This is a genomic window from Streptomyces sp. NPDC111516 (genome assembly GCF_055635345.1).
Genome location: NZ_JBVKBV010000014.1, coordinates 127,505 through 151,312, shown reverse-complemented (window position 1 = coordinate 151,312; position 23,808 = coordinate 127,505). Strand labels below are relative to the sequence as shown.

The 23,808-nt window shown below is 69.3% G+C and carries 20 protein-coding genes; 3 read left to right on the top strand and 17 right to left on the bottom strand.

The window, feature by feature from the left end; genetic code table 11:
- Nucleotides 1–74 precede the first annotated feature (74 nt).
- Nucleotides 75–377: a hypothetical protein gene (locus ACZ7L9_RS24880; RefSeq protein ID WP_471418336.1), complete on the top strand. Its 303-nt coding sequence runs from the start codon at nucleotides 75–77 to the stop codon at nucleotides 375–377.
- Nucleotides 378–471: 94 nt separating this feature from the next.
- Here ACZ7L9_RS24880 and ACZ7L9_RS24875 read toward each other — a convergent pair whose 3' ends face one another.
- The gene (locus ACZ7L9_RS24875; protein ID WP_471418236.1) at nucleotides 472–1,854 is read right to left on the bottom strand and encodes a DUF445 domain-containing protein; all 1,383 of its coding nucleotides are present in this window, start codon (nucleotides 1,852–1,854) and stop codon (nucleotides 472–474) included.
- A 146-nt stretch (nucleotides 1,855–2,000) separates the two neighbouring features.
- Here ACZ7L9_RS24875 and ACZ7L9_RS24870 point away from each other — a divergent pair, with 146 nt between their 5' ends.
- Nucleotides 2,001–3,251, top strand: coding sequence for an SGNH/GDSL hydrolase family protein (locus ACZ7L9_RS24870; protein ID WP_471418234.1), 1,251 nt, complete (start codon nucleotides 2,001–2,003; stop codon nucleotides 3,249–3,251).
- Nucleotides 3,252–3,348: 97 nt separating this feature from the next.
- Here ACZ7L9_RS24870 and ACZ7L9_RS24865 read toward each other — a convergent pair whose 3' ends face one another.
- From ACZ7L9_RS24865 to ACZ7L9_RS24830, 8 genes are all read right to left on the bottom strand, one after another.
- Nucleotides 3,349–4,869 carry a CehA/McbA family metallohydrolase gene (locus tag ACZ7L9_RS24865; RefSeq protein WP_471418334.1) on the bottom strand — a complete coding sequence of 507 codons (1,521 nt, stop codon included), beginning with the start codon at nucleotides 4,867–4,869 and terminating at the stop codon, nucleotides 3,349–3,351.
- A 275-nt stretch (nucleotides 4,870–5,144) separates the two neighbouring features.
- Entirely contained in the window at nucleotides 5,145–5,855 is a 711-nt protein-coding gene (locus tag ACZ7L9_RS24860; RefSeq protein WP_471418332.1) for a DUF1707 SHOCT-like domain-containing protein, read from the bottom strand.
- A gap of 87 nt (nucleotides 5,856–5,942) precedes the next feature.
- Nucleotides 5,943–6,959 carry an ABC transporter ATP-binding protein gene (locus ACZ7L9_RS24855; RefSeq protein WP_471418232.1) on the bottom strand — a complete coding sequence of 339 codons (1,017 nt, stop codon included), beginning with the start codon at nucleotides 6,957–6,959 and terminating at the stop codon, nucleotides 5,943–5,945.
- Nucleotides 6,960–7,020: 61 nt separating this feature from the next.
- Nucleotides 7,021–7,881 (bottom strand): ABC transporter permease, encoded by an 861-nt coding sequence (locus tag ACZ7L9_RS24850; protein ID WP_471418330.1) that lies wholly within the window; start codon nucleotides 7,879–7,881, stop codon nucleotides 7,021–7,023.
- 19 nt (nucleotides 7,882–7,900) lie between these two features.
- Nucleotides 7,901–8,701: an ABC transporter permease gene (locus ACZ7L9_RS24845; RefSeq protein ID WP_471418327.1), complete on the bottom strand. Its 801-nt coding sequence runs from the start codon at nucleotides 8,699–8,701 to the stop codon at nucleotides 7,901–7,903.
- A 235-nt stretch (nucleotides 8,702–8,936) separates the two neighbouring features.
- Nucleotides 8,937–10,088, bottom strand: coding sequence for a hypothetical protein (locus tag ACZ7L9_RS24840; protein ID WP_471418230.1), 1,152 nt, complete (start codon nucleotides 10,086–10,088; stop codon nucleotides 8,937–8,939).
- Complete coding sequence (locus ACZ7L9_RS24835; RefSeq protein ID WP_471418227.1) at nucleotides 10,082–11,353, bottom strand: glucarate dehydratase family protein; 1,272 nt, start codon at nucleotides 11,351–11,353, stop codon at nucleotides 10,082–10,084. The genes ACZ7L9_RS24840 and ACZ7L9_RS24835 overlap by 7 nt, the downstream gene beginning before the upstream one ends.
- Nucleotides 11,350–12,276, bottom strand: coding sequence for a 5-dehydro-4-deoxyglucarate dehydratase (locus ACZ7L9_RS24830; RefSeq protein ID WP_471418225.1), 927 nt, complete (start codon nucleotides 12,274–12,276; stop codon nucleotides 11,350–11,352). Before ACZ7L9_RS24830 ends, ACZ7L9_RS24835 begins: the two co-directional genes overlap by 4 nt.
- A 220-nt stretch (nucleotides 12,277–12,496) precedes the next feature.
- Here ACZ7L9_RS24830 and ACZ7L9_RS24825 point away from each other — a divergent pair, with 220 nt between their 5' ends.
- A complete protein-coding gene (locus ACZ7L9_RS24825) occupies nucleotides 12,497–13,300 on the top strand; it encodes an NAD-dependent epimerase/dehydratase family protein (protein ID WP_471418223.1) in 804 nt (267 codons plus the stop codon).
- Between the two features lie 100 nt (nucleotides 13,301–13,400).
- Here ACZ7L9_RS24825 and ACZ7L9_RS24820 read toward each other — a convergent pair whose 3' ends face one another.
- From ACZ7L9_RS24820 to ACZ7L9_RS24785, 8 genes are all read right to left on the bottom strand, one after another.
- A complete protein-coding gene (locus tag ACZ7L9_RS24820) occupies nucleotides 13,401–16,052 on the bottom strand; it encodes a right-handed parallel beta-helix repeat-containing protein (RefSeq protein ID WP_471418220.1) in 2,652 nt (883 codons plus the stop codon).
- A 168-nt stretch (nucleotides 16,053–16,220) separates the two neighbouring features.
- A complete protein-coding gene (locus ACZ7L9_RS24815; RefSeq protein ID WP_471418218.1) occupies nucleotides 16,221–17,084 on the bottom strand; it encodes an amidohydrolase family protein in 864 nt (287 codons plus the stop codon).
- Complete coding sequence (locus ACZ7L9_RS24810; protein WP_471418216.1) at nucleotides 17,081–18,049, bottom strand: aldo/keto reductase; 969 nt, start codon at nucleotides 18,047–18,049, stop codon at nucleotides 17,081–17,083. Before ACZ7L9_RS24810 ends, ACZ7L9_RS24815 begins: the two co-directional genes overlap by 4 nt.
- Nucleotides 18,019–18,813 (bottom strand): RraA family protein, encoded by a 795-nt coding sequence (locus ACZ7L9_RS24805; RefSeq protein ID WP_471418215.1) that lies wholly within the window; start codon nucleotides 18,811–18,813, stop codon nucleotides 18,019–18,021. Before ACZ7L9_RS24805 ends, ACZ7L9_RS24810 begins: the two co-directional genes overlap by 31 nt.
- A complete protein-coding gene (locus ACZ7L9_RS24800; protein ID WP_471418212.1) occupies nucleotides 18,810–20,738 on the bottom strand; it encodes a DUF8034 domain-containing protein in 1,929 nt (642 codons plus the stop codon). Before ACZ7L9_RS24800 ends, ACZ7L9_RS24805 begins: the two co-directional genes overlap by 4 nt.
- Nucleotides 20,735–21,499, bottom strand: coding sequence for a carbohydrate ABC transporter permease (locus tag ACZ7L9_RS24795; RefSeq protein WP_471418210.1), 765 nt, complete (start codon nucleotides 21,497–21,499; stop codon nucleotides 20,735–20,737). The genes ACZ7L9_RS24800 and ACZ7L9_RS24795 overlap by 4 nt, the downstream gene beginning before the upstream one ends.
- 53 nt (nucleotides 21,500–21,552) lie before the next feature.
- A complete protein-coding gene (locus tag ACZ7L9_RS24790) occupies nucleotides 21,553–22,443 on the bottom strand; it encodes a carbohydrate ABC transporter permease (RefSeq protein ID WP_471418208.1) in 891 nt (296 codons plus the stop codon).
- Nucleotides 22,440–23,579 carry an ABC transporter substrate-binding protein gene (locus tag ACZ7L9_RS24785; RefSeq protein ID WP_471418206.1) on the bottom strand — a complete coding sequence of 380 codons (1,140 nt, stop codon included), beginning with the start codon at nucleotides 23,577–23,579 and terminating at the stop codon, nucleotides 22,440–22,442. The genes ACZ7L9_RS24790 and ACZ7L9_RS24785 overlap by 4 nt, the downstream gene beginning before the upstream one ends.
- Between the last annotated feature and the right edge of the window lie 229 nt (nucleotides 23,580–23,808).

The following is a 23,808-nucleotide window of genomic DNA, read 5'->3' as shown; positions in this document are numbered from 1 at the left end:
GGGCACCGCGTTAGCCTCGAATGACCCGGGCTCCGAGCCCGGACAACTCGGACAAGAAGGCGAAGGTGGCTGCGATGGCGAAGGTTCCGGCAGCGGCGGTGGCGGCGAGCGGACTGGTCGGCGGGTACGCCGTCGCACGATGGACCAAGAAGCGGCCGCTGGGCGGGGTCGCCCTCGCCGCCGCGGGCTCCGTGGCCGCGTACCAGTGGAACCGGCAGGCCGGACCGCGTGCGGCCGCCGGGCTGACCACCGCGTATGTCGCCGCGTTCGCCGGCTCGCACCCGCTGGCCAAGAAGGTCGGTGCCTGGCCCGCCGTGTTCGCCGTGGCGGGAGGCGTGGCCGCCGCGTCGTGGGCGGTCACCCGCCGGGCCGCCTGAGCCCCTCTGAATCGAAGCGGCCGTTGAACGGGGCGGGACCGGTCCGGAGCCGTACGTCCGCGGGGGCGCGCCCCCCGCGGACCCCGGCCGGGCCCTACGCCCCCAGCGCCCGCGACACCGTATAGATCAGCAGCCCCGCCAGCGCACCCACCACCGTGCCGTTGATCCGGATGAACTGCAGGTCACGGCCGATGTGCGCCTCGATCTTCTTCGACGTCTGGGCCGCGTCCCAGCTCGCGACCGTGTCGCTGATCAGCGAGGTGATCTCCGCGCGGTACGTCGTGACGACATAGACCGCCGCGTCCTCCAGCCAGCCCTCCAGCTTGGCCTGCATCCGCCCGTCCGTCGCCAGCCGCGCGCCGAACGTCAGCAGCGAGGCCCGCGCCCGCAGCCGCAGCTCGCTCTGCTCGTCGTCCGCCGCCGTGATGATCATCGTGCGTACGGACGACCAGGCCGAAGCGATGACCTCCTGGACCTCGGCGCGCCCCAGGATCTCCGACTTCAGCCGCTCCACCCGCGCCCGGGTGTCCTCGTCCGTCTGGAGGTCGGCCGCGAAGTCCGTCAGGAACGTGTCGATCGAGGCGCGTGCCGGGTGCCCCGGCATGTCCCGCATCTCCGTGACGAAGCGCAGCAGCTCCTTGTAGACCCGCTCCCCCACCCGCTTGTCGACGAACCGCGGCGTCCAGCCCGGCGCCCCGCCCTGCACCGCGTTCATCACCGAATCGCCGTGCAGCACCAGCCAGTCGTGGGCGCGCACACAGATCAGGTCCACCACCCTGCGGTGGCCGCCGTCGGCGACGATCTTCTCCAGCATCTTGCCGAGGCCGGGAGCGATCTCCGCCGCGTTGGCCCGCCGGGTGATCGCCTCACCCACCACGGCCTGCACATCGGAGTCCCGCAGCACCGTCAGGGCGCCGCGCAGCGCGGTCGACAGCTCGGCGGTGACCCGGTCGGCGTGGGCCGGCTCGGCCAGCCAGGACCCGACCCGGCCACCGATACCGAGGGCGTGTATGCGGCTGCGTACGACATCACCGGAGAGAAAATTCTCCCCGACGAAGGAACCCAGCGAGGCTCCGAGCTGGTCCTTCTTGGTGGGGATGATGGCGGTGTGCGGGATCGGCAGGCCGAGCGGATGCTTGAACAGCGCCGTGACGGCGAACCAGTCGGCCAGCGCACCCACCATCCCCGCCTCGGCAGCCGCGGCGACGAAACCCGGCCAGCCGCCCACACCCGCGTTCTTCGCCCAGGTGGCGAGGGCGTACACCAGCGCGACCAGCAGGAGGAGGCCCGTGGCCGTGGTCTTCATCCTGCGTACGCCGCGCCGCTTCTCCTCGTCCGCCGCGGTGTACGCGAACGAGGCGAGGGGGCCCGGGCGGCCACCGGACGCGGGACGGGCCGCACCCGCCTCCAGCTCCCGGGCACGCTCCTGCTGCCCCGCACCCTGTTCCCCGGGTCCGGTCCGATCGATCCGTTCCATCCGCTCCACCCGTCCGCGTACGCATCGCCCCCGGTGTCCCGTACGCATTGTCCCTACCTGACCTACTCCCGGGCCGCACGTCTAGTTCCCGACGCCCTGCCTCATCATGGGATCAGCCCGACCGACCACGAGGAGAACCACCGCCCATGCCCAGGCGCCAGGGGTACGCCCTGCTCATCACCCTCGTGGCGGGCACCGCCGCGCTCGCCGCCGGTGTGGCGTTCGCCGGATCCCTGCTCTTCACCGGCTCCGGCACCCGGTCACAGCAGATCGCCGCACCCGACCCGCGGGGCGTCGCCCGTACGCCCGCCGCACCGGCCCACTCCACCGGCCTCTGGCTCGGCACCTGGGCGGCGGCCCCCACCGCCGGGGTGACCGACACCTACCACGGCGGCGATCCGAGCCGGCGCACCATCCGTAACGTCGTGCACACCAGCATCGGCGGCGACGCGGCCCGCATCACCCTCTCCAACCTCTTCGGTACGTACCCGCTGGTCATCGACCACGCCACGGTGAACACCCGCCCCGTGACGTTCGGGGGCACGGGCGCCGTGACCATAGCCGCCGGCGGACAGGCCGTCAGCGACCCGGTCCTCGTCCCGGTCGCCGCCGACGCCGATCTCGTCGTCACCCTGCGCACCCCCACCGCCGAGGGCCCCGTCACCGTCCACCCGGGCGCGCACCAGACGTCGTACGTGGAGGACGAACGGGGCACCTGGCGCACCACCGACTGGCGCTACCTCACCGCCGTCGACGTACACAACGGGTCCGCCGCCGGAACGATAGCCGTGATCGGCGACTCGCTCACCGCGGGCACCGGCTCCACCCTCGACGCGAACAGCCGCTGGCCCGACGTGCTCGCCGACCGGCTCGGCGGCCGGTACGGCGTGGTCAACGCGGGCATCGCGGGCAATCGCATCCTGCGCGACGGCCGCGGCGTACGGGCGAGCGCCCGCTTCGACCGCGACGTACTGGACGTCGCCGGGGTGCAGACGGTCGTCATCGCGCTCGGCATCAACGACGTGCAGCAGTTCCCGCAGGAAACCGACCCGCAGCGCATCGCGGACGCCCTGCACTCCCTGACCCGGCGCGCCCACGCACGCGGGCTGCGGGTCGTCGGGGCGACACTGATGCCGTACAAGGGGTTCCACACCTGGACACCCGCACGGAACGCCGTACGGGAACGGGTCAACGAGCTGATCCGGGCGGGCGGGGTCTTCGACTCGTTCATCGACTTCGACGAGGCGGCCCGCGACCCGTTCCGCCCGACCCGGCTGCTGCCCGCCTACGACTCCGGCGACCACCTCCACCTGAACGACACGGGCTACCGCCGACTGGGATCACGGGTGGACCTGGCGGCCCTGCGACACGACCGGCCCCTCTCCGACCAGTTCTGACGGCCGGTCGGCCGAACGCGACGGCCTCATCACGGAACCTCGGCTCGGCCGACGCCGACGCGCGCCGTGCGCCGTTCGTCGGCCGTGCGGGTTCTCGTCAGGCCCCCTTCTTCTCCAGGAAGACCGGGTTGGTGAGTGCGGCCATCGGGCCGAACATCAGAGCCTCGCCCATGGTGTTGCCCTGGCCCGGGGTGCCGTCCGGCATCCGGTGGCGGACCTCGGCGCGCACGTACGCCGCAAGCGAGGCGGTCGTCCGCCACACCACCGAGCCGGTACCGGAGGCACCCAGCGTGCCCTGGTGCATCTGACCCTCGTCGGTGATGAACCGGACCGTGCCGTTGGGTACGCCCTGGACATCCAGACGGATGTCCACCGGCGCCTCGGCGGGCACCCTCAGCTTCTCGCCGATACCGGCCTGCTTGCCGTTCCCGCCGGCGGTGAAGGTCAGCTCGACGGAGGACGACTCCGCGATCCAGTTCCGGCCCGCGCGGATACCGTCGAGGATCGAGTCGGTGGCCAGGTCGTCCGCGTGGACGACGTTGTGCGGCAGGCCGATGACCTGCGGAGTGCTGTGCGCGTCGCTGTTGCCCATCGCCGGGAGCCAGCGCCGGCCGGTACGGAGCGCCTCGCCCAGCTTCTGGTCCCACGTGCTGACCGCGTGCTCGTCGTCGTAGGTCCACGGCCCCGTCCACACCTCGGTGGCATCGGCGTCCTCGAACCCGAACTTCCACTGGCAGGCCACGTAGGCGCAGTACATGTGAGCGGGCACCACAAGGCCGCCGCCGCGGTGCACCTGACGCGAGAAGCGTTGGAACGCGTCGTCGCGCGAGCGGTAGCGCCAGTCGACCCACTCACCCGCCGGAATGCCCAGAGCCAGCCAGTGTCCGTTGCGGGTGGTGACCTCCTCACCGGCGATGATCAGCAGGTCCGGCCCGGCGTACTGGCCCCACACGGCGTGCGAGGCGGGGGTGTTGTGGTCGGTGGAGACAAAGAAGTCCAGCCCGGCAGCGCGCGCGCCGTCCGCGACCTCGATGGGCAGGCGCTTGCCGTCGGAGTACACCGTGTGCAGGTGGCAGTCGCCGCGGTACCAGTCCCGGCCGCGGCCCTTGGCCCGCTGCGGCGGGTAGTTCTTCACGTAGTCGGGTCCGGGCTCGCCATAGGTGAGCGTGACCTCGACCCGGTAGTTCATGCCCTGCGGCGCCACCTGGTAGGGGCCGAGGACGATGTTCCAGGTCCCGGGGTTGACCGGACCGGGCAGGTAGCCCGGCGTGGCGTCGCTGTTGCTGATCTCGAAAGAGGTGCGGGAACCACCGGACCAGCCGCGGAAGCCGCGACCGCCGAGCGCGATTCCCTTCTCGTCGAACACGCCGATGTCGCAGGCGTTGCCCGGGGTGCCCGCGGGGACGGCCGGCTTGTCGTAGGAGTACGAGACGGCGATCTGCCGCACACCCTTGGGGACCTCCACCGGGAGGTAGACGAAGTCCGCGGCACCGGTCTTCAGGGATCCGGCGATGACGCGGGTCTCCTCGCCACTGGCCGCAGGCGTGCCGCCGGACGAGCCGTCGGCCGCCTGCGCGAAGGAGACCGGGGCGAGCGTGACGGCGGCCGCGCCCGCCATCCCCGCGGCCAGCAGCCGTCGGCGTCCCGGTGCGGCTGCCGAGCCGTCGGCGCCCGCGGCATCGGGTACCAGGGGATCTGCCGCATGTTCGCAGTGTCCGTCACGGCACATGTCTGTCCTCAGCAGGTTGGCGATGGGTCCATCAGAAGCCTTATGACCATCGTCCAGCCACGTGCACGGCGAATGAGCTCGGCATGACAGGCCGATGACAGGTGGGTTCTTACGGCGATGACGAGCAGCATCGCGGCGATCACCCGGGGCGCCCGGGTACTGGGCTAGTCACCGCGGCCCTCGCCCTTATCCAGCCGGCCCCGCTCGCGCCCGCGCTCGCGTTCCGCCAACTCCCGCGCCCGCTGCGCGTCCTTCAGCCGCTGCCTCTCCGCCTTGCTCCGCTTGCGCTCCACGCCGACGCCTCCCATCAGCGCGAGACCGATGATCCGCACGCGTGGGGAGTCCGGGGACACGACGCCTTGGTCCTTCGGCGCGCGCTCGTGGAAGCCGCCCATGATGCCGATGCCCCTGACCTCGGCGTTCAGCTCCGGCGGGACCGTCACCTGGATACCGCCCATGATCGTGAAGCAGCGGATGACCGCTTCGCGGTCCTCGAAGTCGGCCTCGCGCAAGTCGATCTCACCGCCGCCCCACATCGCGAACGCGGTGAACTTCCGGCCCACCGTCCAGTTTCCCCGGCGACGGAAACCGCTCCACATCGCGAACGCACCGCCCGACGTGGCGGGCTTGCCGATCCGGTCCGCCCAGCGCACCGCCGAACCTGTCGCCGCGGCTGCCGGGGCCGGACCCAACGGGGCCACCGCCGTGCCCGGTGCCGGGAGGTCACGCACGAGCGGTTCCAGCTCCCCGTGCGTACGCGCCTTGTAGGCCGCATCGAGCCGGTGCTCGAACTCGTCCATCTCCAGCCTGCCCTCGGCCACCGCGTCACGCAAGGTCTCGGCGACTCGCTCACGCTCGGCATCGGAAGCACGCATGTCCGGGAGGTCACTTGTCATGCGCTCAGCCTATTGAACGCCCACGCTCCCGTCACCGATCCGCCCATCCGCCGAATCCGCACGCACCTACCTGCCGCCGGCCGACACGTACATCTTCGCGATCACGGCCTCGATGTCCGGCTCCCGCACCGACAGGTCGACCAGGGGATACTCCGCGGCGATCCGGGCGACCAGCGGCGCGGCCGAATCCGAGGCCGGAAAGGCCAGCCACTGGCGCGGCCCCTCGACCTTGACCGTACGCACCGAGGTCGCCGACTCCAGCCGGATCGGCGGGAGTTGGCGCTCCAGATCGACCACCAGCATCCGCTCGCTCTCGCCCACCTCGTGCAGTCCGGCGAGTGCACCGTCGTACATCAGCCGCCCGTGGTCGATCACCATCACGCGCTTGCAGAGCTGCTCGATGTCCGTCAGATCGTGGGTGGTGAGCAGCACGGTCGTACCGCGGTCGGCGTTCAAGTCCCGCAGGAACCCCCGGACCTTGGCCTTGGACACCACGTCCAGGCCGATCGTCGGCTCGTCCAGGTACAGCACCTCGGGATCGTGCAGCAGCGCCGCCGCGATGTCCCCGCGCATCCGCTGCCCCAGCGACAGCTGCCGTACGGGTACGTCCAGCAGTTCGCCCAGGTCGAGGAGTTCGACGCAGCGGTCCAGGTTCTCGCGGTAGCGGGCGTCGGGAATCCGGTACATCCGGTGCATCAGCCGGTACGAGTCGCGCAGCGGCAGGTCCCACCAGAGCGTGGTGCGCTGGCCGAACACCACACCGATCCGGTGTGCCAGCCTGGTCCGCTCCCTGGACGGGTCGATGCCCGCCACCCGCAGCCGGCCGCCGCTCGGGGTGAGGATGCCGGTCAGCATCTTGATCGTGGTCGACTTCCCCGCGCCGTTCGGGCCGATGTAGCCGACCATCTCGCCGCGCGCGACGCGGAAGCTGATGGAATCGACCGCCCGCACCTGGCGGCGTTCACCCCGCATGAAGCCGGTCTTGCGACGCACGTCGAAGACCTTTTCCACCTTGTCGAGCTCGATGAAGTCGGTGCCGATGCCGGTTTCGCTGCCGCAGTCGGTGTCGCTGTCGCTGTTCATGTCGTCCGGTGCCCCTGCCCTTGTGTTTGCCGTGCCCTGCTCTGCCCCGCCCGGTGTTCCGTCAACTGCCCGTGCTGCGGTACGCGCGCAGCCCCGCACGCCAGGCCAGGCCCGCGAGCAGCCAGCACAGGCCCGCCACCACCGGAGGCAGGAACGCCACCCAGTCCGGCAGGCCCAGGGGATAGTCCCGACCCAGCACGTACAGCGCGGGCAACCAGTTCACGAACGCCAACGGGACCACGAACGTCACCCCGCGCACCAGGTCCTTCGCGAAGATCGACGGCGGGTACTGGAGCAGCGTGTTCCCTCCGTACGTGAACGAGTTCTGCACCTCCGAGGCATCCTGGGCGAAGAACTGGAACGCCGCCCCGGCCACGAACACCGCCGCGAAGATCGCCGCCCCGCTCAGCAGCATCAGCGGAATCATCACCACCTTCAGCGGCGTCCACCCGATGTCCAGCGTCACCAGCGCGTACCCGAGCACCAGAGCGCCCTGGGTGATCCGCCCCAGCCTGCGCAGCGCGAACCGGTCCGCCGCGACCTGGGCGATCACCGGCACCGGGCGTACCAGCAGCGTGTCGAGCGTGCCGTCGCGCACCCGCCGCCCCAGCCGGTCCATCGAACCCAGCACCAGGTCGGCAAGGCCGAAAGCGGTGCCGGAGGCCCCGTACAGCAACGCGATCTCCGGCAGCGTGTATCCGCCCAGCGCGTCCACGTGCGAGAACATCAGCAAAATCGCGACGAAGTCGAAGGCGGTCGCCGCGAAGTTCCCGAACGCCGTCATGGCGAACGAGGCGCGGTACGCCATCGTCGAGCGCAGCCACATCGCCGCGATCAGCCCGTAGGCCCGGACGCCCTCGACCAGCCTCGACCGCTCGACGAACACCACCTCGGGCGCATCCGCCGCCCCGGCCCCGGCCACCTCCACCGCACCGGCCGTCTCAGCCACCCTGGACCACCACCCTCCTCGTCGCCACCGACTGCACCAGCCGGCCCACCAGCAGCAGCGTCAGCGCCCAGCCACCCTGGAAGGCGTACGCCTCCACCACCCCCCAGCCGGTCCTCTTCCCGAGCAGCACGTCGGCCGGCACCTGGAGCAGCGAGGACCACGGGAGCACCCGCGCCACGTCGCCCAGCACCCCGGGGAACAGCGTCAGCGGGAGCAGCATCCCGGAGAAGAACATCCCGGCCAGGGCCGTCATCTGCGACACCCCCGCCCCGTCCAGCAGCCAGAACGCGGACAGCGCCACCAGATAGCGGATCGCGAAACTGACCACGACACCGAGCGTCACCGAGACGAGGAAGGCCAGCCAGATCCCCGGCGAGGCGGGCAGCGCCAGATCGAAGGCGAGCGAACCCAACAGCATCGGCACGATGCCACGGCCCAGCAGATGGAACGCAGCCCGCCCCAAATCGCCTGCCATCCACCACAGTTGGAGGTCCACCGGACGGTAGAGATCGACCGCGACATCGCCGTTACGAATCCGCTCGATCAGCTCGTCCTCGAAACCGCCACCCAGCATGGCGCAGGTCATCAGCAGCGCCTGCCCCAGCCACACATAGGTGAGCGCCTCGGACATGTCATAACCACCGAGCTGCGGACGCTCGTCCCACAGCGCCACATAGGCGTACGCCATGATGAACCCGAAGACGGTGTTGGTGAAGATTCCTGCCGCCGTCGCCGTCCGGTATGTGGCATAGCGCCGGAACCCTCCCGCCGCCACCACCGCGTACAGCCGCACCGCATTCACCCCCTGTGCTCCGGCACCCAACGGCGTTGGACACCAAAGCGCAAGACCTTAGTCCGACGGAGACGGCCGCCGCGACTGCTTTTCATGCGATGTGGTCCAGTCGGATGTCACGCCAGGCAGCCGACGGACCCGCTCGTGCAGCGCGGGGGTGGTGGAACTCGGCCCCGGGTGCGCCCAGTCGTGTTTCATGGTGTCTCTCCTCGGCTGTGGTGCGGTGGCGGGACGGTCACGCGGGCTTGCGGCCGGCCCGGGCGGCGGCGGTCAGCCGACCGAAGAGGTCGAGGCCGGCCTGCGGGGCGAGCCCCAGATGGTAGAGATGGAATTCGCTCACGCCGAAGTCACGGAGCCGACTGACGAGGTGTTCGGGCGAGCGCGTGCCGAGAGCGTCGTGCCGCAGGTAGGCGCCGACGCGACTGCCCGTGCCGGCGAGCGCGACCGTGGCGCGGATGGCGGCTTCGGACCGTTCGGGGCCTTCCCAGGCGTTGGTGACCAGGGTTTCGGCGCCAAGGGCCGGGTCGTTGGCGAGTGTGGGGAACGCGCCGGTCGCCCATGGGTCGGGGGAACCGTGCACAGTGATGTGGATGCCTGGCTGGGCGGCCCGTGCCTGCGCGATCATCCGATGGCGAAAGGCGGAGGCGGTGCCGGTGCGCACCGCGCGCAGGGCCGCGGCCGTCTCGGCGCCGAGCGCCTGCTCCACGCTGATCGCCTCAGGTCCGCATGCGGCGCGGACGCGGGCCGCGATCTCTTCGGTGTCGAGTCCGACGCGAGTGTGCGCACTGCGGCACGCCTGGCAGAAGCAGAGCGACAGCAGTTGGCGTTGGGTCGGGGTCCAACAGGCGAACTCGGCCTTGTCATGGTGGCCGCCGTGGTCGATGCCGAGCGGTCCGCAGGCCTCCAGCACGATGCCCGCCGCTTGTCCGAGCCGCACCACCTCGTCCACCAGCGTTTCGGCGTAGTCGGCGACTTCCTCGGCGGCGGGGCAGAGGGCGTACGGATATCTGTCGCCGAACGCGTTACGGACCATGAGATCGGGGTTGGCCAGGCCGAGCGCGCTGTTGTGGGTCAGCACGGTCCAGGCATGGACCGGCAGGCGGAGCTGATCCCGGGCCCGGCCGAAGGAGTCGGGCCCGGGGAGCCACGCGGGGGTGAGGGGGGCCAGTCGGCGGCCGCGCCATACTTCGGATCGCACGGGCAGGTAGCAGGCGGCATGGGCGGCCTCGACCAGCCGCCGGGTCGGGTGCAGCGGGGTGGCGGCTCGGGTGGCGTGGTACGTGGCCGCCAGGGCGACCGCGTCCACGCCGGTGGCCCGGATGCGGCCCGCTGCCTGCGGGTCGCCGTCCAGGTCCCAGGGGTAGGCGTAGCCGATGCTGGTCACCATCGGGGCTTGACCAGTTCGTAGGTGGGGTCGATGCGCTTCATGTAGCCGGTGTCGTCACGGTTGCGCAGACCACAGTCGAGGTACTGCCGGTGCAGGCGGGCGAGCGCGTCGCGGTCGAGTTCAATGCCCAGGCCCGGCGTGGTGGGGACGGCGACCGAGCCGTCCTTGAAGGCGAGCGGGCCGGGGAGGACGACGTCCTCGTCCTCGCGCTTCCACGGCCAGTGGGTGTCGCACGCGTAGGTGAGGTTGGGGGTGGCGGCGGCGAGGTGGACCATGGCGGCCAAACTGACGCCCAGATGGGAGTTGGAATGCATGGACAGGCCCAGCCCGAAGGTGTCGCAGATCCCCGCGAGCAGCTTGGAGCGGTGCAGGCCGCCCCAGTAGTGGTGGTCGGAGAGGATCACACCGACCGAGCCGGCGCGTACGGCAGGATCGATCTCGTCAAAGGCGACCACGCACATGTTGGTGGCGAGTGGCATCGGCACCTCGGGGGCCACCTGAGCCATGCCGGGAATGCCGGGGGTCGGGTCCTCCAAGTACTCCAACACGCCCGCGAGTTCGCGGCCGACTCGCCGGGAGGTCTGAGGCGTCCAGGCGGCGTTCGGGTCCAGGCGCAGCGGCAGGTCGGGGAAGGCCTCGCGCAGGGCGCGGATCGCGGCGATCTCCTCGTCCGGTGGGAAGACGCCGCCTTTGAGCTTGATGGCGGTGAAGCCGTAGCGCTCGACCATGGTGCGGGCTTGGGCGACGATCCCTGCCGGGTCGAGGGCTGCGCCCCAGGCGTCGGGCTCGTGGCCGGGATGGGCGGCCCACTTGTAGAAGAGGTAGGCGCTGAACGGCACGGCGTCGCGGACCTTGCCCCCGAGCAGGTCGTGTACGGGACGGCCGAGCAGCTTGCCCTGGATGTCCAGGCAGGCGACCTCGAAGGGAGAGTGGACCCGGTCGACGGTGCTACTGGTGGTGATCATGCCGGTGAGACCGTGGCCGTCGCCCCCGCGGTCGCTGCCCAGCGTCCGTTTCGTCAGGTCGAACATCGTGTTGAGTGCGAAGACGTCCTGGCCGACCAGGGCGCGCGCGACGGCGTTCAGACGGTCCAGATGGGCGGCGTCCGCGTAGGTCTCGCCGAGGCCGCTGACGCCGGCATCCGTCTCCATTTCGACGATGGCGCGCAGCGCATGGGGCTCGTGCACGCCGACCGCGTTGAGCAGGGCCGGGTCATGGAAGGCGACCGGGGTGACCGTGATCGCGCTGATGCGGACGCTGCTCATCCCTGGCTCCTTTCCGTCAGGGCGAGGCCGGCCTCCAGGATGGACCGGAGCCGCTCCAGGTGTTCCTCAGTGGGGTCGACAAGGGGGGCCCGTACAGAACCGGCGTCCAGGCCCCGGAGCCTGACGGCGGCCTTGACCAGGGAGACGGCGTAGCCGGGAGTGGTGTTGCGCAGCTCGACCAGGGGGTGGAAGAACTCGGTCAGGAACCGGTCCGCCAGCTCGGTGCGGCCGGTGGTGACGGCCTCGTAGAAGGCGAGCGAGATCTCGGGGGCGAAGCAGAAGACGGCGGAGGAGTACAGGTCCACGCCGATGCCTCGGTAGGCGGGGACGGTGACCTCGGCCGTGGGCGTGCCGTTGAAGAACTGGAAGTCCTTGTCGGAGCCCTCCAGCGCCCCGCGGACGGCGCCGATGATTCGGCTGAGCTGGTCGAGATCGCCGACGCCGTCCTTGAAACCGGTGACGGTGGGAAGTTGCGCCACCGCGGCCGCGGAGGCCGGCGTGTAGCGGGCGTTGTCCCGGTTGTAGACGATCAGCGGCAGCTCGGTGGCACCGGCCACCGCGCGCGTGTAGGCCACAAGGCCGGCGGGCGGCCCCGCGACGAGGTAGGGCGGCAGCAGCAGCAGCCCGTCGGCTCCGGCGTCCGCGGCGGTTCGGGCCAGCTGGACCGCTGTGGGCAGCGCACCACCGACGCCGCAGTAGACGGGGGCGGCGCCGGCCACCTCCGCGACGGCGGCACGCACGATCTGCTCGTACTCATCCGCGGCCAGGGCATGGAACTCGCCGGTGCCGCAGGCGACGAACACGCCTCCGGGCCCAGCGGCAAGGCCGGCGGCCAGGTGCGCACGCAGTGCTGGGAGGTCGAGTGAACCGGTGGCGTCGAAAGGCGTCACCGGGAAGAAGAGGACTCCGCTCAGAGAGGGCACGGTAACTCATTTCATATATGTGAACAGCGGATACATTCTCGAACAGCACGAGAACGGTAGGTCGCCATCCAGAGGGTCGTCAAGGGTGGTCCACACAGTGAGTAGGTCCGGTTCGCAAGGCCCTCGACGGGTACATGTGGGCCATCTAGAGTGTTCACCGATGTGAACAACGGTCGCCCATGAAGCCAAGACGCGGCCGTACGCACCAGAGGAGCAACCATTGCCCGACGTATCGCCCGAATGCATCCTGATCACCGGAGCCGCCGGCGGCGTCGGCACCCTGATGCGCGACCGACTGGCCCGACCCGGCAGGATCCTGCGACTGCTCGATCGTGCCCCACTGCCCGAACCCGCCGTCGGGGAAGCGGTGGAGACCATCCAGGCCTCCATCACCGACCTGACCGCCATGTACGAGGCCTGCGCGGGTGTCGACGCCGTCATCCACCTGGGCGGGCTGAGCACCGAGCACCCATGGGAACTGATCCTCGACACCAACATCCACGGCACTTACACCGTCTTTGAAGCCGCCCGCCGCGCCGGTGTGCCACGCGTGATCTTCGCCAGTAGCAACCACGTGGCCGGCTTCCACCCCGACGACGGCACCGAAGCCGCCGACTACCTCCAGCCCCGCCCCGACACCTTCTACGGCGTCAGCAAGGTAGCCGGCGAGGCACTCGGCAGCCTGTACCACGACCGCTACGGACTGGACGTGGTCTGCCTGCGCATCGGCTCGTGCTTCGAGAAGCCCGCAAACGCGCGCATGCTCTCGGCCTGGCTGTCACCCGACGACTGCGCCCGTTTGCTGAACGCGGCACTCACCGCCCCCAGTCCTGGCTACACGATCGCCTGGGGTGTCTCGGCCAACACGCGCCGCCGATGGAGCCTGGCCGAGGCCCAGGCCCTGGGCTATGAACCGAGGGACGACGCGGAACTCCACGCAGCCGACGTCGCGCACCTCACTGGCGAGTTCGACCGCTACCTCGGCGGATCGTTCTGCTCCCCGGACCTCGACATGGGGACGTGACGGCACACTTGCCAGTCCTGACACCGTGAGTACGCCGCCCCGACCGGACAACCGGTCGGGGCGGCGTGCTCAACGGCGCTTGGTGGACCAGACCGTGTTCTCAGCCCGTGGTGCCGTCGCCGAGCGGCGGGAGAGCGGGCAGCGGCACCGGCGGTGCGAGGATGCTGACATCGTCGAAGTAGACCTTGCCGGTGCGGCCTTGGGGCCACCAGTGACCGAGCCGCACGGTGTTGAACGTCGGGCTGTTGTCCGCCGTGGCCACCAGTGTTCCGTCGACCGACATCGCCACCTTCCCGGTACCGTCGTACACCCACGTGAACTCGTGCCACCCGGTTGTGCGCGCGACATCCGTCACCGTCCAGGTGTCACCCACGCGATACACGTAGTGCGTCGTCGATGTCTTGGTGTTCACCCCGAGCATGCGAGGCGCCGACGCTCCGACGCCCGTCGGCACATCTCCGGCGTCGGCCAGCGACTTCTGCGTCGCGTCGTCGTAGAACCACATCGACACCGTGCCGTCGATTTCCGCTCCCACCGAGTGGGTGAGGAAATCGCGGCCTGGACGGGGAGAGTAGCTGCTGTTTCCGGTGTGTGCCTGCGCGTCGGTCGCCACTGCCGAGCCCGTCCAGCCCTCGACGCCGATCTCCAGACCGGGCTTGCCCGGGCCCACCTGGTCGAGCGGCAGGGACTGGAATCCGGGCACCTTGGAGAAGACCGGCGAGTCCGCCTGGAGCCTCAGGTCGCCGCCGGCGTAGTCGACGAAGTGCAGATCTTCGGTGGTCACCCAGTTGTTGGTGATCACGCCGTTGGTGCGGGCCTCAGCCGCAATGCTCATCTGCGGCGTGCGGAGGAAGACGTTGCGCTGCACGGAGTTGTGCCTGGGCGAGCAGGGCACGTCATCGAGGATCGTCACCAGGTTCGGGTAGCGGCTGCGCCACGGTTCGGCCTGGTAGGGCATGGTCTCCAGGTTCGTCCGCAGGGTGCCGCCTGAGGCGCAGTGGTATGCGGCCCAGTTCAGGCCGCGGTCGTCGAGGGAGAGCGGGAGCGGGCTGTCGATCACCATGTTGTTCTCGACCACGTTGGCCCGGCCACCACCGATCAGGAACGGCCTCGGCACGTTCCGCAGCAGATTGCCGTAGACGCGGATTCCGCTGGTCATGTCGTCGAGGTAGATGCCGCTCTGGTCGTTCGACGGCGCACTCGGTCCACCGACGTCGCGGATGGAGTTGTACCGGATGACCGTGCCCTGCGCGGACCAGTCGCGCACGGCGTAGATCGCGCCGGCGTCGGCGGTCTGCTGCACGACGTTGTGGATGTCGTTGTACTCGATCACATGGTCGTTGCCCTCGAATGCGATCGCCTGGTGCGGTCCGTCGAAGATCTCGTTGTGCGCGGCCTCGTTGCCGTCGCCCAGCAGCTGCACGCCCGGGTGATAGGTCAGCGCCAGTCTGCTGTAGTCGTGGATGACGTTGTTGTTGGCGTAGTTCCGGGCCGGCGTGAGCGTCCGGCGATCGCCCCCGTTGACGATGACGCCGCCGGTACCGGTCTTCGTGATCTCGTTGCCGTCAAGACCGTTGTCCGTGCCACCGCTGATGTTCGCGGCGACCCCGCCGAGGTCCTTGAAGACGCTGTGGCGCACGACGTTGCCGGTGCCGCCGGAGATGTGCACGGCGTCACCGCGGGAGAGCCCGAAGGTCAGTCCGTCGAACGCCACGTGTGATGCGCCGTCCAGGGAGACCAGCGGCGCGGTCTCGGTGCTCAGTCCGACTGTCTGGTCGGCCAGCGACGACGGCGGGTAGAAGTAGAGCTTTCCGGTGGTGCGGTCGATGTAGTACTCGCCTGGTGAGTCGAGCTCTTCGAGGATGTTGTAGTAGTAGTAGCGCTGGCCCTTGCGCACCGAGTAGTGCGATGCCGTCGCGGTGGAGATGGTGTTCTTCGTTGTGTCGATCGACTTGACGCGCAGGTTTCCGTCGGCCCAGTCCCAGTACCAGTAGCCGTACATCCAGATGTCGCCGGTGTTCTGCCACTTCGCCGGCTCGGGGTCCGTATAGCCGTACGTCGCGCCGTGGTCGTAGATCGGGGGAAGTGGACGCGTCTTAGGCGCTACCCCCTCGGCGCGCGGGTTCGCGCCCGGGTCGATGATGGTGCCGGTCTTGACGTAGCCGGTGTTCGGGTAGCGGGCGAGCGTCATCGTGTTGTCGTCGAAGAACAGCTCGGGCAGAGCATCGGCCGGGGGCAGGCCCCATCCGGTCTGCAGGATCTCGCCGTAGTCGGTGATGCCCACGGCGGCGAGGTCGTATTCCCGGACCTGGTCGCGCGACTGCGCCGGCAGGCGGTTGTGCACAGCCGGGTCGCTGACCGCGGTGAAGTCGGCGCCCTTGAGGTACTCGCCGCCCACGATCGAGGCCTTCTCGCCCGGGTACGCCTGGTAGACGATCGGAGCGTCGGACGTTCCGGAGTCGGCGCCGGTCAGCTCGAACGATCCGGAACGCTGATACACCCCGTCGCGCAGGTTGACGACGACACGACCGGTGCGGGCATCGTCGGCCTTGAGACCGCGGATGGCATCGCGAGCCTTTTCCAGCGTCTTGAACGGGTGGTCGATGCTGCCGGACGCCTCATCGTTGCCGTTCGGCGCGACATAGAGCTGGACGGGCTTCGCCGCCGCCGCACTCTGTGCCGGGCCGAGCGAGGCGAAGGCCAGCGCCGTCGCGGCGGCTATGGTAGCCGCGGCGAAACGCAAACGGGCCATTGGTTCAAGTTCCTTCCTATACGGGGCGTCGGCTCGGTGAGGCCGTGGCGTATTCGCGACAATCTCGCCGGCTGAACGCGTGTGACTGGTGATGACATCCGAGGAAGCCAATACGGAACGCGGGAAAAGATTTCTCGAATCTGCCAATACCAACCGCGCGGGCAGGGATCAGCTATTCGTTACTCGTGGGCTCGCCCGGCGGGTGCGATAGACACGTTCGGCGGTGCCGCTGAACACGGCGTGCCGTTCGCCGGCCGTCAGGGGCTGGAGGAACGTCTCGTGCATGTGCCAGACCGACTCCACCGGGGCTGCCAGTTCGCAGATCGGCCAGTCGGAACCTGCCATCACGCGGTCGGTCCCGAACGTCGACAGGATCCGGTCGGTGATCAGGCGCAGCTGGTCGGTCGACCGGCTGCCGAGGGTGACCAGGCCGGACAGCTTCACGGTCACATTCGGCAGCGCGGCGAGGTCGGCCAGCCATCGGCTCCACCGATCCAGATCGCCGTTCACGGGCGGATTGCCGGCATGGTCAAGGACCAGCGGCAGGGCGGGCGACGCGCGGGCCAGGCGCAAGGCAGCATCCCACTGCGGCTGCTTGACGAGCAGGTCGTAGGAGAGGCCCGCCGCCGCGACGGCGACGAGGCCGCGCCGGACATCGGGCCGATCCAACCAGCACGGGTCCGGCTCGGCCTGTACGGGGTGCCGGATGCCCTGTAACAACTCGCCCCCCCGAACCGCCCGCAACGACGAAAGCCGTTGGGGCACATCCGAAGCGGTGAGGTCGCTCCAGCCGACGACTGCGGCGATCAGTCCGGCGCTGTCGTCGGCCAATCCGAGGAAGTCGACCGTCTCGGCCTCCTCGGTCAGCGTCTGCACCAAGACCGTCGTGTCCACGCCGCATCGCTCGGCCACGGTGCGCAACTCCGGGAGACCGTAGCCGCGGCGGATGGCCGCCATGGCCGCACCGTCGAGGAACGGGCGGGGACGGGCCAGATCCCACAGATGGTGGTGAGCATCGGTACGCAACGTCACTCCGGCACGATCACGTCGGGGGCGAGCAGCCCACGGGCAATCAGATCGCGCCACAGGTCGGTTGGCGGCGGGTCGAGAACCAGGTTCTGCCGCACCTCCTCGGCCGAACTCATGCCCAGCACCACGCCGAGCACCGCAGGATGGGCGAAGGGGAACCACATCGCGGCAGCCGGCAGAGTCGTGCCGTGCTCCCGGCAGACTGCTGCCAACACGCGCGCCTTGGACAGGACATCCGGCGGCGCCTGCCGGTAGTCGTATCTGGCGTCGGCGCCGGGCTCCGGTCGGGCCAGCAGCCCGGAGTTGAACACCCCGGCGGCCAGGACGCCGACCTGCTGCCGCTGGGCCAGCGGCAGCAGGTCGGCGAGTGCGGGCTGCTCGAGCAGGCTGTAGCGGCCCGCGCACATGACCAGGTCCACGTCGGTCTCGACAACGAACCTGGCGAGCACCTCCGACTGGTTCATGCCGACCCCGACCGCCCCGACCACGCCCTGGTCACGCAGTTCGCACAACGCCGGAACTGCCTCGGCGCGGGCTTGATCCCAGTACTCGTCGGGGTCGTGCACAAACACGATGTCGACGCGGTCCACACCCAGCCGCACCAGGCTCGACTCCAGCGACCGGCGCACGCCGTCGCGGCTGTAGTCGCGAACCCGGTGCAGCCCGCCGGCGCCGTCCGGTTCGAGCAGGCGGCCCACTTTTGTCGACAGTGTCCATCCCGACCGGCCGGCCAGTGCCCCGCCGACCCGCCGTTCGGACAGGCCGAGCCCGTAGTGGGGCGCGGTGTCGAAATAGCGGATGCCGTGGTCCCACGCCGCATCGACAGCAGCGCGGGCCCGCTCGTCCGAAATCGGCTCGTACAGGTCTCCGATCGGCGCTCCACCGAACCCGATCGCGGTGACCGTCACGTCCGGACGACGTGGCAGGGAAACGGTTTTCACCGCAGGTGCCCGCCGTCCGCGCGCCACTGCTCGTACTCGCGCCGAGTGGCCTCGGTGAGCGGGTAGTAGTCGCGCAGCGGCGCGCCCTGGTCGATGCGCATCCGGCTGAACACCTCCCATTCCTCGTGATCGGCGGCCGCTTCCAGCAGGCGCTCGGCGCGTCCACGCGGCACGATGACCGCGCCGTCGTCGTCGGCGACCACGTAGTCGCCCGGCAGCGTGAGCACGCCCCCTACCGCGACGGGAACGTTGTAGGCCCACGGGAACAGCTCGGTCTGCGACGCGTAGTGCGGCGTCGCGCCCGTGCACCAGATCGGCACGTCGAGCTCGGACACTCGGGGCACGTCCCGGATCCGGCCGTCCACGACGATTCCGGCACCGCCGCGCTTCCTGAAGTAGCGGACCAGCATGTCGCCGAAGCAGCCGGTGGTGTGACTGCCCCGGGCCTCCACGACCAGCACGTCACCAGGCCCGACCTCGTCGAGCACGGCCCACAGCGCGGTCGTGCGCTCGATGTACTCCTGGGTCACGCCGTCCGCGATGTCCTCCCGCTGCGGCATGAACTGCAGTGTCAGGGCGCGTCCGACGACCTTGCTGCCCTTGGTCAGCGCGGTCGGTCCGTCGATCCATGTCCGGCGGACGCCCAGCGAGTTCATCCGGGCGCACGCAGTGGCTGCGGTGATCCCGTGCAGCCGCTGGACCAGGTCCGGGTCGGCGGGCGGCGGGGTCTCACCGCGCACGGGGATGTCCCATGTCCGGGTGGGGGTCGGCTCTTCGGATGTGACGGTCATGACGCCCTCTCAGTAGTGAACAAGGTGTGATGCGGTCGGCCTGCGCGCGGGGTGAAATACAGGTCAAGGTGCACTCGGCTGCCCGGTGGCAGCACCACCTCGACCCGTTCCTCACCGACCGCGACGGCGGTTGTCGTCCGGCCGCGGCAAGGCGCGGCGTAGTCGGTGGCTGCTCCTGGATATCCGGCTTCCGCTCCGGAGTAGCGGACCTCGTCGATCCGGTCGCCACCGAAGCCGCCCGACTGGACGATGACGCGGCGCGTGCCCGTGCCGGAGAGGTTGACCAGGTCGAGTGACGTGCGGCCGGACTCGACAGCGTCGACCAGTGCGGCGACATCCGGCGGCAGACCGGGCCGGCCGGCGTCCGGGTCGCCGTAGACCACGCGCGTGGGCAGCAGGCCGCCGTTGTACAACACCTGCGGGCTGCCGGTGGTGAGCTGGAGCAGCGCCTCGGTGGTGACCGGGTTGTGCCGCTGCCAGTGGTGGATGTTGATGTCGGCGGGGTCAGCCGTGTCCCGCGCGATCAGGTCCAGTCTGCGCTGCACCTGAGACAGCGCCACGCGCAGGATCTGCTCGGGGTAGTCGGGGTTGTCCCCGGCGAGGTAGGCCAGCCATGGCGCCTCGTGGCCCGCGTCCTCCTTGTTGCGGAAGTCGTGCACGGTGCGCCAGTCGTAGCCGCTGCGACGGCGCAGGTCGGCCAGCCGGTCCCAGTCCTCGGCGGCGAGCCCGGCCTGCCACAGCCAGATCGGCATGGTCAGTTGTGGCGGCTGGTAGTCGAACCACCCGGTCATGCCGTGCCGAAGCGGCGCGAGCAGGGTGGGGACCGCGGTCTCGTCGCCGAGTTCGGCGGTCCACCGGCCCCGCATGGTCATCTCGGTGTCGTCGACCGACGCGTGCACGCCCAGGACGTAGACATGGTCGAGCGTGTGGCGGGCCAGGTCGAGCCGGCTCGGGTCGTGGTCCAGCAGTACGCCGTTGAGCCCGGCCACGCATGCGGCCATGCCCACACTGTGCAGGCCGTGCGGCCACGTCCAGCCGTAGTGGCCGCCGAACCAGCGACCGCCGTGCAGCTCGCCGACCGCGCCGGACGGCCCGACGTTGTCCGGGACGACGCCCTCGTTGGCCGCCGCCCGCTCCTCCCAGGCACCGAGGTAGTCCAGCGCCCAACCGCGGAAACGGTCGTCATGGCCGTACAGCCAGGCGTTGGCTGCGAGGCTGGTCGCCGCCAGGTTCACCGCCACATCGCCGCGGCCCAGGCGTTCGGCCATCGCCTGGCCCATCCGGCGCGCATTGGCGGGGTCGGCGAGGTCGTCCCAGACCTGGATGCCCGGCACGTCCTCCAGCGGCAGGCCGTAGGGTCGCATCCCGCTGAGGTCGGCGCCGTAGCTGTGCCATGAATCGCTGATGCCGTAGCGCGGCCCGCCCCCGCCGTTGTGCGGGGCGCGGATGGTCCGGGTGGCCGGGTCGTAGTTGCCCGACGGCGAGCCGGGGAGGTACAGCTCCGCGAACCGGATCGCCCGTTCGCGGAACACCGGATCGGCGGGGTCGGCGGCGCACAGCGAGTAGAAGAACGTCATTGACTCGCCGATGTGGAACCAGTCGTAGCCGCGTTCGAACTCGTCGACGATGAAACCGAGCTTCTCCAACTGAACGGTGACCGCTTCCCAATGCTGTTTGGCCGCCGCGAGCAGGTCAGCCGATCCGCCCAACCGGTAGAGCACCGGCCACCCGGTGAACGCCTCGTAGAAGTCGTCCGCGCCGTCGCGGCTGTCCATCCCCCCGAAGTACCGCAGCGTGCCGTCCGGTTCGCAGTACCTCGCCCGGTAGACCCGCCACGCCTCGTCCAGGACATCGAACAGCCGCCGTTGCAGTACCGCCCACGCCGGCGGCGGGCCGGCCGGCTCCGTGGCGGTGATCCTGGTCATCCCTTCACCGCCCCCGTGGTCAGGCCGCCGATGATGTGTCGCTGCAGCAGCACGAAGGCCACCAACGGCGGTGCGACGGCCAGCAGCAAGGTCGGGAAGACGACGGTGTAGTCGGTGGAGTACTGCCCCACGGCGGCGTAGATACCGGTGGTGACCGTGTAAAGACCACTGCCCGGGCCGAGGATGATCTGCGGATTGGCGAAGTCGTTCCACACCGAGAACGTGTTCAGGATGACCATGGTGGCCACCGCCGGCCGCATCAACGGGAAGATGACCGACCAGAACATGCGGTGTGTGCCCGCGCCGTCCAGCATCGCCGCCTCGTCCAGGGTGCGCGGGATGGTGGAGATGAATCCGACGTACAGGAACACCGAGAACGGCAGCGTCAGCACGCTCTCGAACAACACAAAACCCGGTATCGAGTTCATCAGGCCGAGGAACTTCAACACGTAGACCACCGGGATCAGCACCACCTGGCTGGGGATGAACGTTCCGGCAACGAACATCAACAACAGCAGCCGGTACGGACGCTTCTGGCGACGGGCGATCACATAGGACACCGGCCCAGCCAGCACCACTGACAACACGTTCACCAGCACCACGAACAGGATCGTCACCGCATAACCCCGGATGATGTCGAAGTCCGGGTTGTGCAGCGCCTGTGACAGGTACCTGGTCGTCAACACGTCGGACGACAGCGAGAACGGATGCTCCACGATGTCCTGCTGCGACTTGAAAGCGTTGGCCACCAGCAAGTACATCGGCACCAGCATCAAAACCGACACGGCGCTCAGAAACGCAAGCCTGACTCTTCTCATTCCGCCACCGCCTGGTCCGACTTGGACCGCAGCCACGTGACGGTCACGGCCAGCACCCCGGTCACCACCATGAGGACCACCGACTGCGCCGACCCGAATCCAAGCGCGCTGTTGGCGAAGGACTGACTGAGGATCAGGTAGGCCGCAGTCTGTGTCGAGCCGGCCGGCCCGCCTCCGGTGAGCGAGACGACCAGGTCATAGGTCTTGAGTACGGACACCAGCGACAGCACCAGGTTGACCGTCACTACGGGCGCCAGACTCGGCAGGGTGACATTCCGGAACACCTGAAAGCGGGAGGCACCATCGATGACCGCCGCCTCGACCAGCTCCTTCGACACCGTCTGCAGGCCGGCGACATAGAGCACCAGGTTGACGCCGAACCCGGCCCACACGATGACTCCGATCAGGGTCATGCGCGCCCAGGTCGGGTCGGCCAGGAACGGCAGTACCTGCCCACCGGCCTCTGTGATTTGGGTGTTGACCACGCCGGTGGTACCCAGCAATGCACTCCACAGGAACCCGACGACCAACGCGCTGAGGATGTGCGGGTAGAACAGCACAATCCGGAAAAACGAGTTGGTCCGTGACCTCCGGTGGACCAGCATCGCGAACCCCAGCCCGAGAACGTTGAGCAGGATCGTTCCGCCGACCGCGATGAGGAGAGTGACCGACGCGGCGTCCAGCACCTCGCTGTCGAGGAACAGGTTGGCGTAGTTCCGTAGACCTATGAACGCCGGATTGGCACTGTAGCCGTCCCAGTTGGTCATGCTCAGGTACACCGAGAGACCAACCGGGATGACCAGCAGGGCCACAAAGAGGATCAGCGCAGGAAGAACCATGCTCGCCGTGGTGAGCCGTGACCTGACCTGCGCGAGACGGCTGCTCATCGGTGCGCAGCCATCCAGCCGTCGATCCCGGCGACCGCATCGGCCGCGGACTTGCCGGTGTAGAGGCTCTGCACCTGCTTGTTCCACTCGTCGTTGAAGCCCGCGGGCAAGCGGTCGGAGCCAAAACCCTCCACGTGCGGGACCTGCACCGGTGCCGCGTCAAGGATCGACTGCACCTCTGCGCCCAACGGGGTGAGCCCGTCACCGAAGCCCTTGCGGAAGTCGCCGTCCTGACGGAGCTGCTTCTGAACGGCGTCCTTGTCGGTCACCAGGTACTTCACCAGCTGGGTCGACAGGTCGCGGGACTTGGTCGCCTTCATCACCATGTAAGGCGCGGCGACACTGACACCCTGCGGGCCGGGGTAGGCCTGGCCCGGCGCGGTCGGCGCGGCGAACACGCCCACCGGGAACGACGGCTTCGCCGTGTCCGCGGCATTCACGAACCAGCTGCCCATGATGTACATCGCGGACTTGCCCTTGAAGAAGTTCGCAGGCCCGGTGGTGTCGTCCAGGCCGAGGGCGTTCTTGTCGATGTAACCCTTGTCGAGCCACTTCGAGTAGCGCTGCAGGATCGGACCGAGGGCCTTGCCCGGCGTCGTCCGCTTTGCCGCGATGTCCTGGTACCAGTGGGGGTTCGCGCCGAACACCGTCGGGTCGGACAACTCGGCGGCCTGGGCGCCGGTCACCCACGGACCGCCGGCGGTCTGCAACGGCAGGTACCCGGCGCCCTTGAGCTTGCCCATATCGGCTTCCAGCTCGTCCAGCGACTTCGGTGGCGTCGTGATGCCCGCCTCGGCGAAGGCATCCTTGTTGTAGAACACCAGCGACTGAGCCTGCACACCGACACCGACCGAATAGGACCGGTTGTCGACCTTGGCCTCCTCGGCCAGCGGCGTGTCCTTGACCCACGGCTGGTCCGTCAGGTCGACCGCCTGCTGAGCAAGCGTCTTGTCGGCCATCAGCGTCTCCACGACGTCCGGCGTGTTGCCCGCGGCCAGGAGCTGCGGCAGCGCCTGCTTCACCGGTGTCGCGCCGCCTTCGATCTTCACCGTCACGCCGGGGTGGGCGTCCTCGAACGGCTTGACCAGCCCTTGCCAGAACTGCTTGTTGAGGTTCGGCGTGATGTTGACGAGCATCCGGATCTCACCGGTCTGTCCACCCGAGGAACCTGACTTCGACGTATCAGTGAAACCCTGCCCCCCGCAGGCGGACACGGTGAGCACCGACGCGACACCGATCACGGCGCCGAGACGCCTTCTAGCGGGACGAGACATTGGAACCTCCGAGTGGCCTGAGCCTGAAGCGAAACCCGAGCCGACACCGGCCGATGGCATCGGCTGTCAGTGAGGAGGACGATGCAGCGGG

Coding starts and splice junctions, on each gene's coding strand:
- ACZ7L9_RS24880 (WP_471418336.1), top strand. CDS start 75: ATGGCGAAGGTTCCGGCAGCGGCGGTGGCGGCGAGCGGACTGGTCGGC.
- ACZ7L9_RS24875 (WP_471418236.1), bottom strand. CDS start 1,854: ATGGAACGGATCGATCGGACCGGACCCGGGGAACAGGGTGCGGGGCAG.
- ACZ7L9_RS24870 (WP_471418234.1), top strand. CDS start 2,001: ATGCCCAGGCGCCAGGGGTACGCCCTGCTCATCACCCTCGTGGCGGGC.
- ACZ7L9_RS24865 (WP_471418334.1), bottom strand. CDS start 4,869: ATGGCGGGCGCGGCCGCCGTCACGCTCGCCCCGGTCTCCTTCGCGCAG.
- ACZ7L9_RS24860 (WP_471418332.1), bottom strand. CDS start 5,855: ATGCGTGCTTCCGATGCCGAGCGTGAGCGAGTCGCCGAGACCTTGCGT.
- ACZ7L9_RS24855 (WP_471418232.1), bottom strand. CDS start 6,959: ATGAACAGCGACAGCGACACCGACTGCGGCAGCGAAACCGGCATCGGC.
- ACZ7L9_RS24840 (WP_471418230.1), bottom strand. CDS start 10,088: ATGGTGACCAGCATCGGCTACGCCTACCCCTGGGACCTGGACGGCGAC.
- ACZ7L9_RS24835 (WP_471418227.1), bottom strand. CDS start 11,353: ATGAGCAGCGTCCGCATCAGCGCGATCACGGTCACCCCGGTCGCCTTC.
- ACZ7L9_RS24820 (WP_471418220.1), bottom strand. CDS start 16,052: ATGGCCCGTTTGCGTTTCGCCGCGGCTACCATAGCCGCCGCGACGGCG.
- ACZ7L9_RS24805 (WP_471418215.1), bottom strand. CDS start 18,813: ATGACCGTCACATCCGAAGAGCCGACCCCCACCCGGACATGGGACATC.
- ACZ7L9_RS24800 (WP_471418212.1), bottom strand. CDS start 20,738: ATGACCAGGATCACCGCCACGGAGCCGGCCGGCCCGCCGCCGGCGTGG.
- ACZ7L9_RS24795 (WP_471418210.1), bottom strand. CDS start 21,499: ATGTACTTGCTGGTGGCCAACGCTTTCAAGTCGCAGCAGGACATCGTG.
- ACZ7L9_RS24790 (WP_471418208.1), bottom strand. CDS start 22,443: ATGAGCAGCCGTCTCGCGCAGGTCAGGTCACGGCTCACCACGGCGAGC.
- ACZ7L9_RS24785 (WP_471418206.1), bottom strand. CDS start 23,579: ATGCTCGTCAACATCACGCCGAACCTCAACAAGCAGTTCTGGCAAGGG.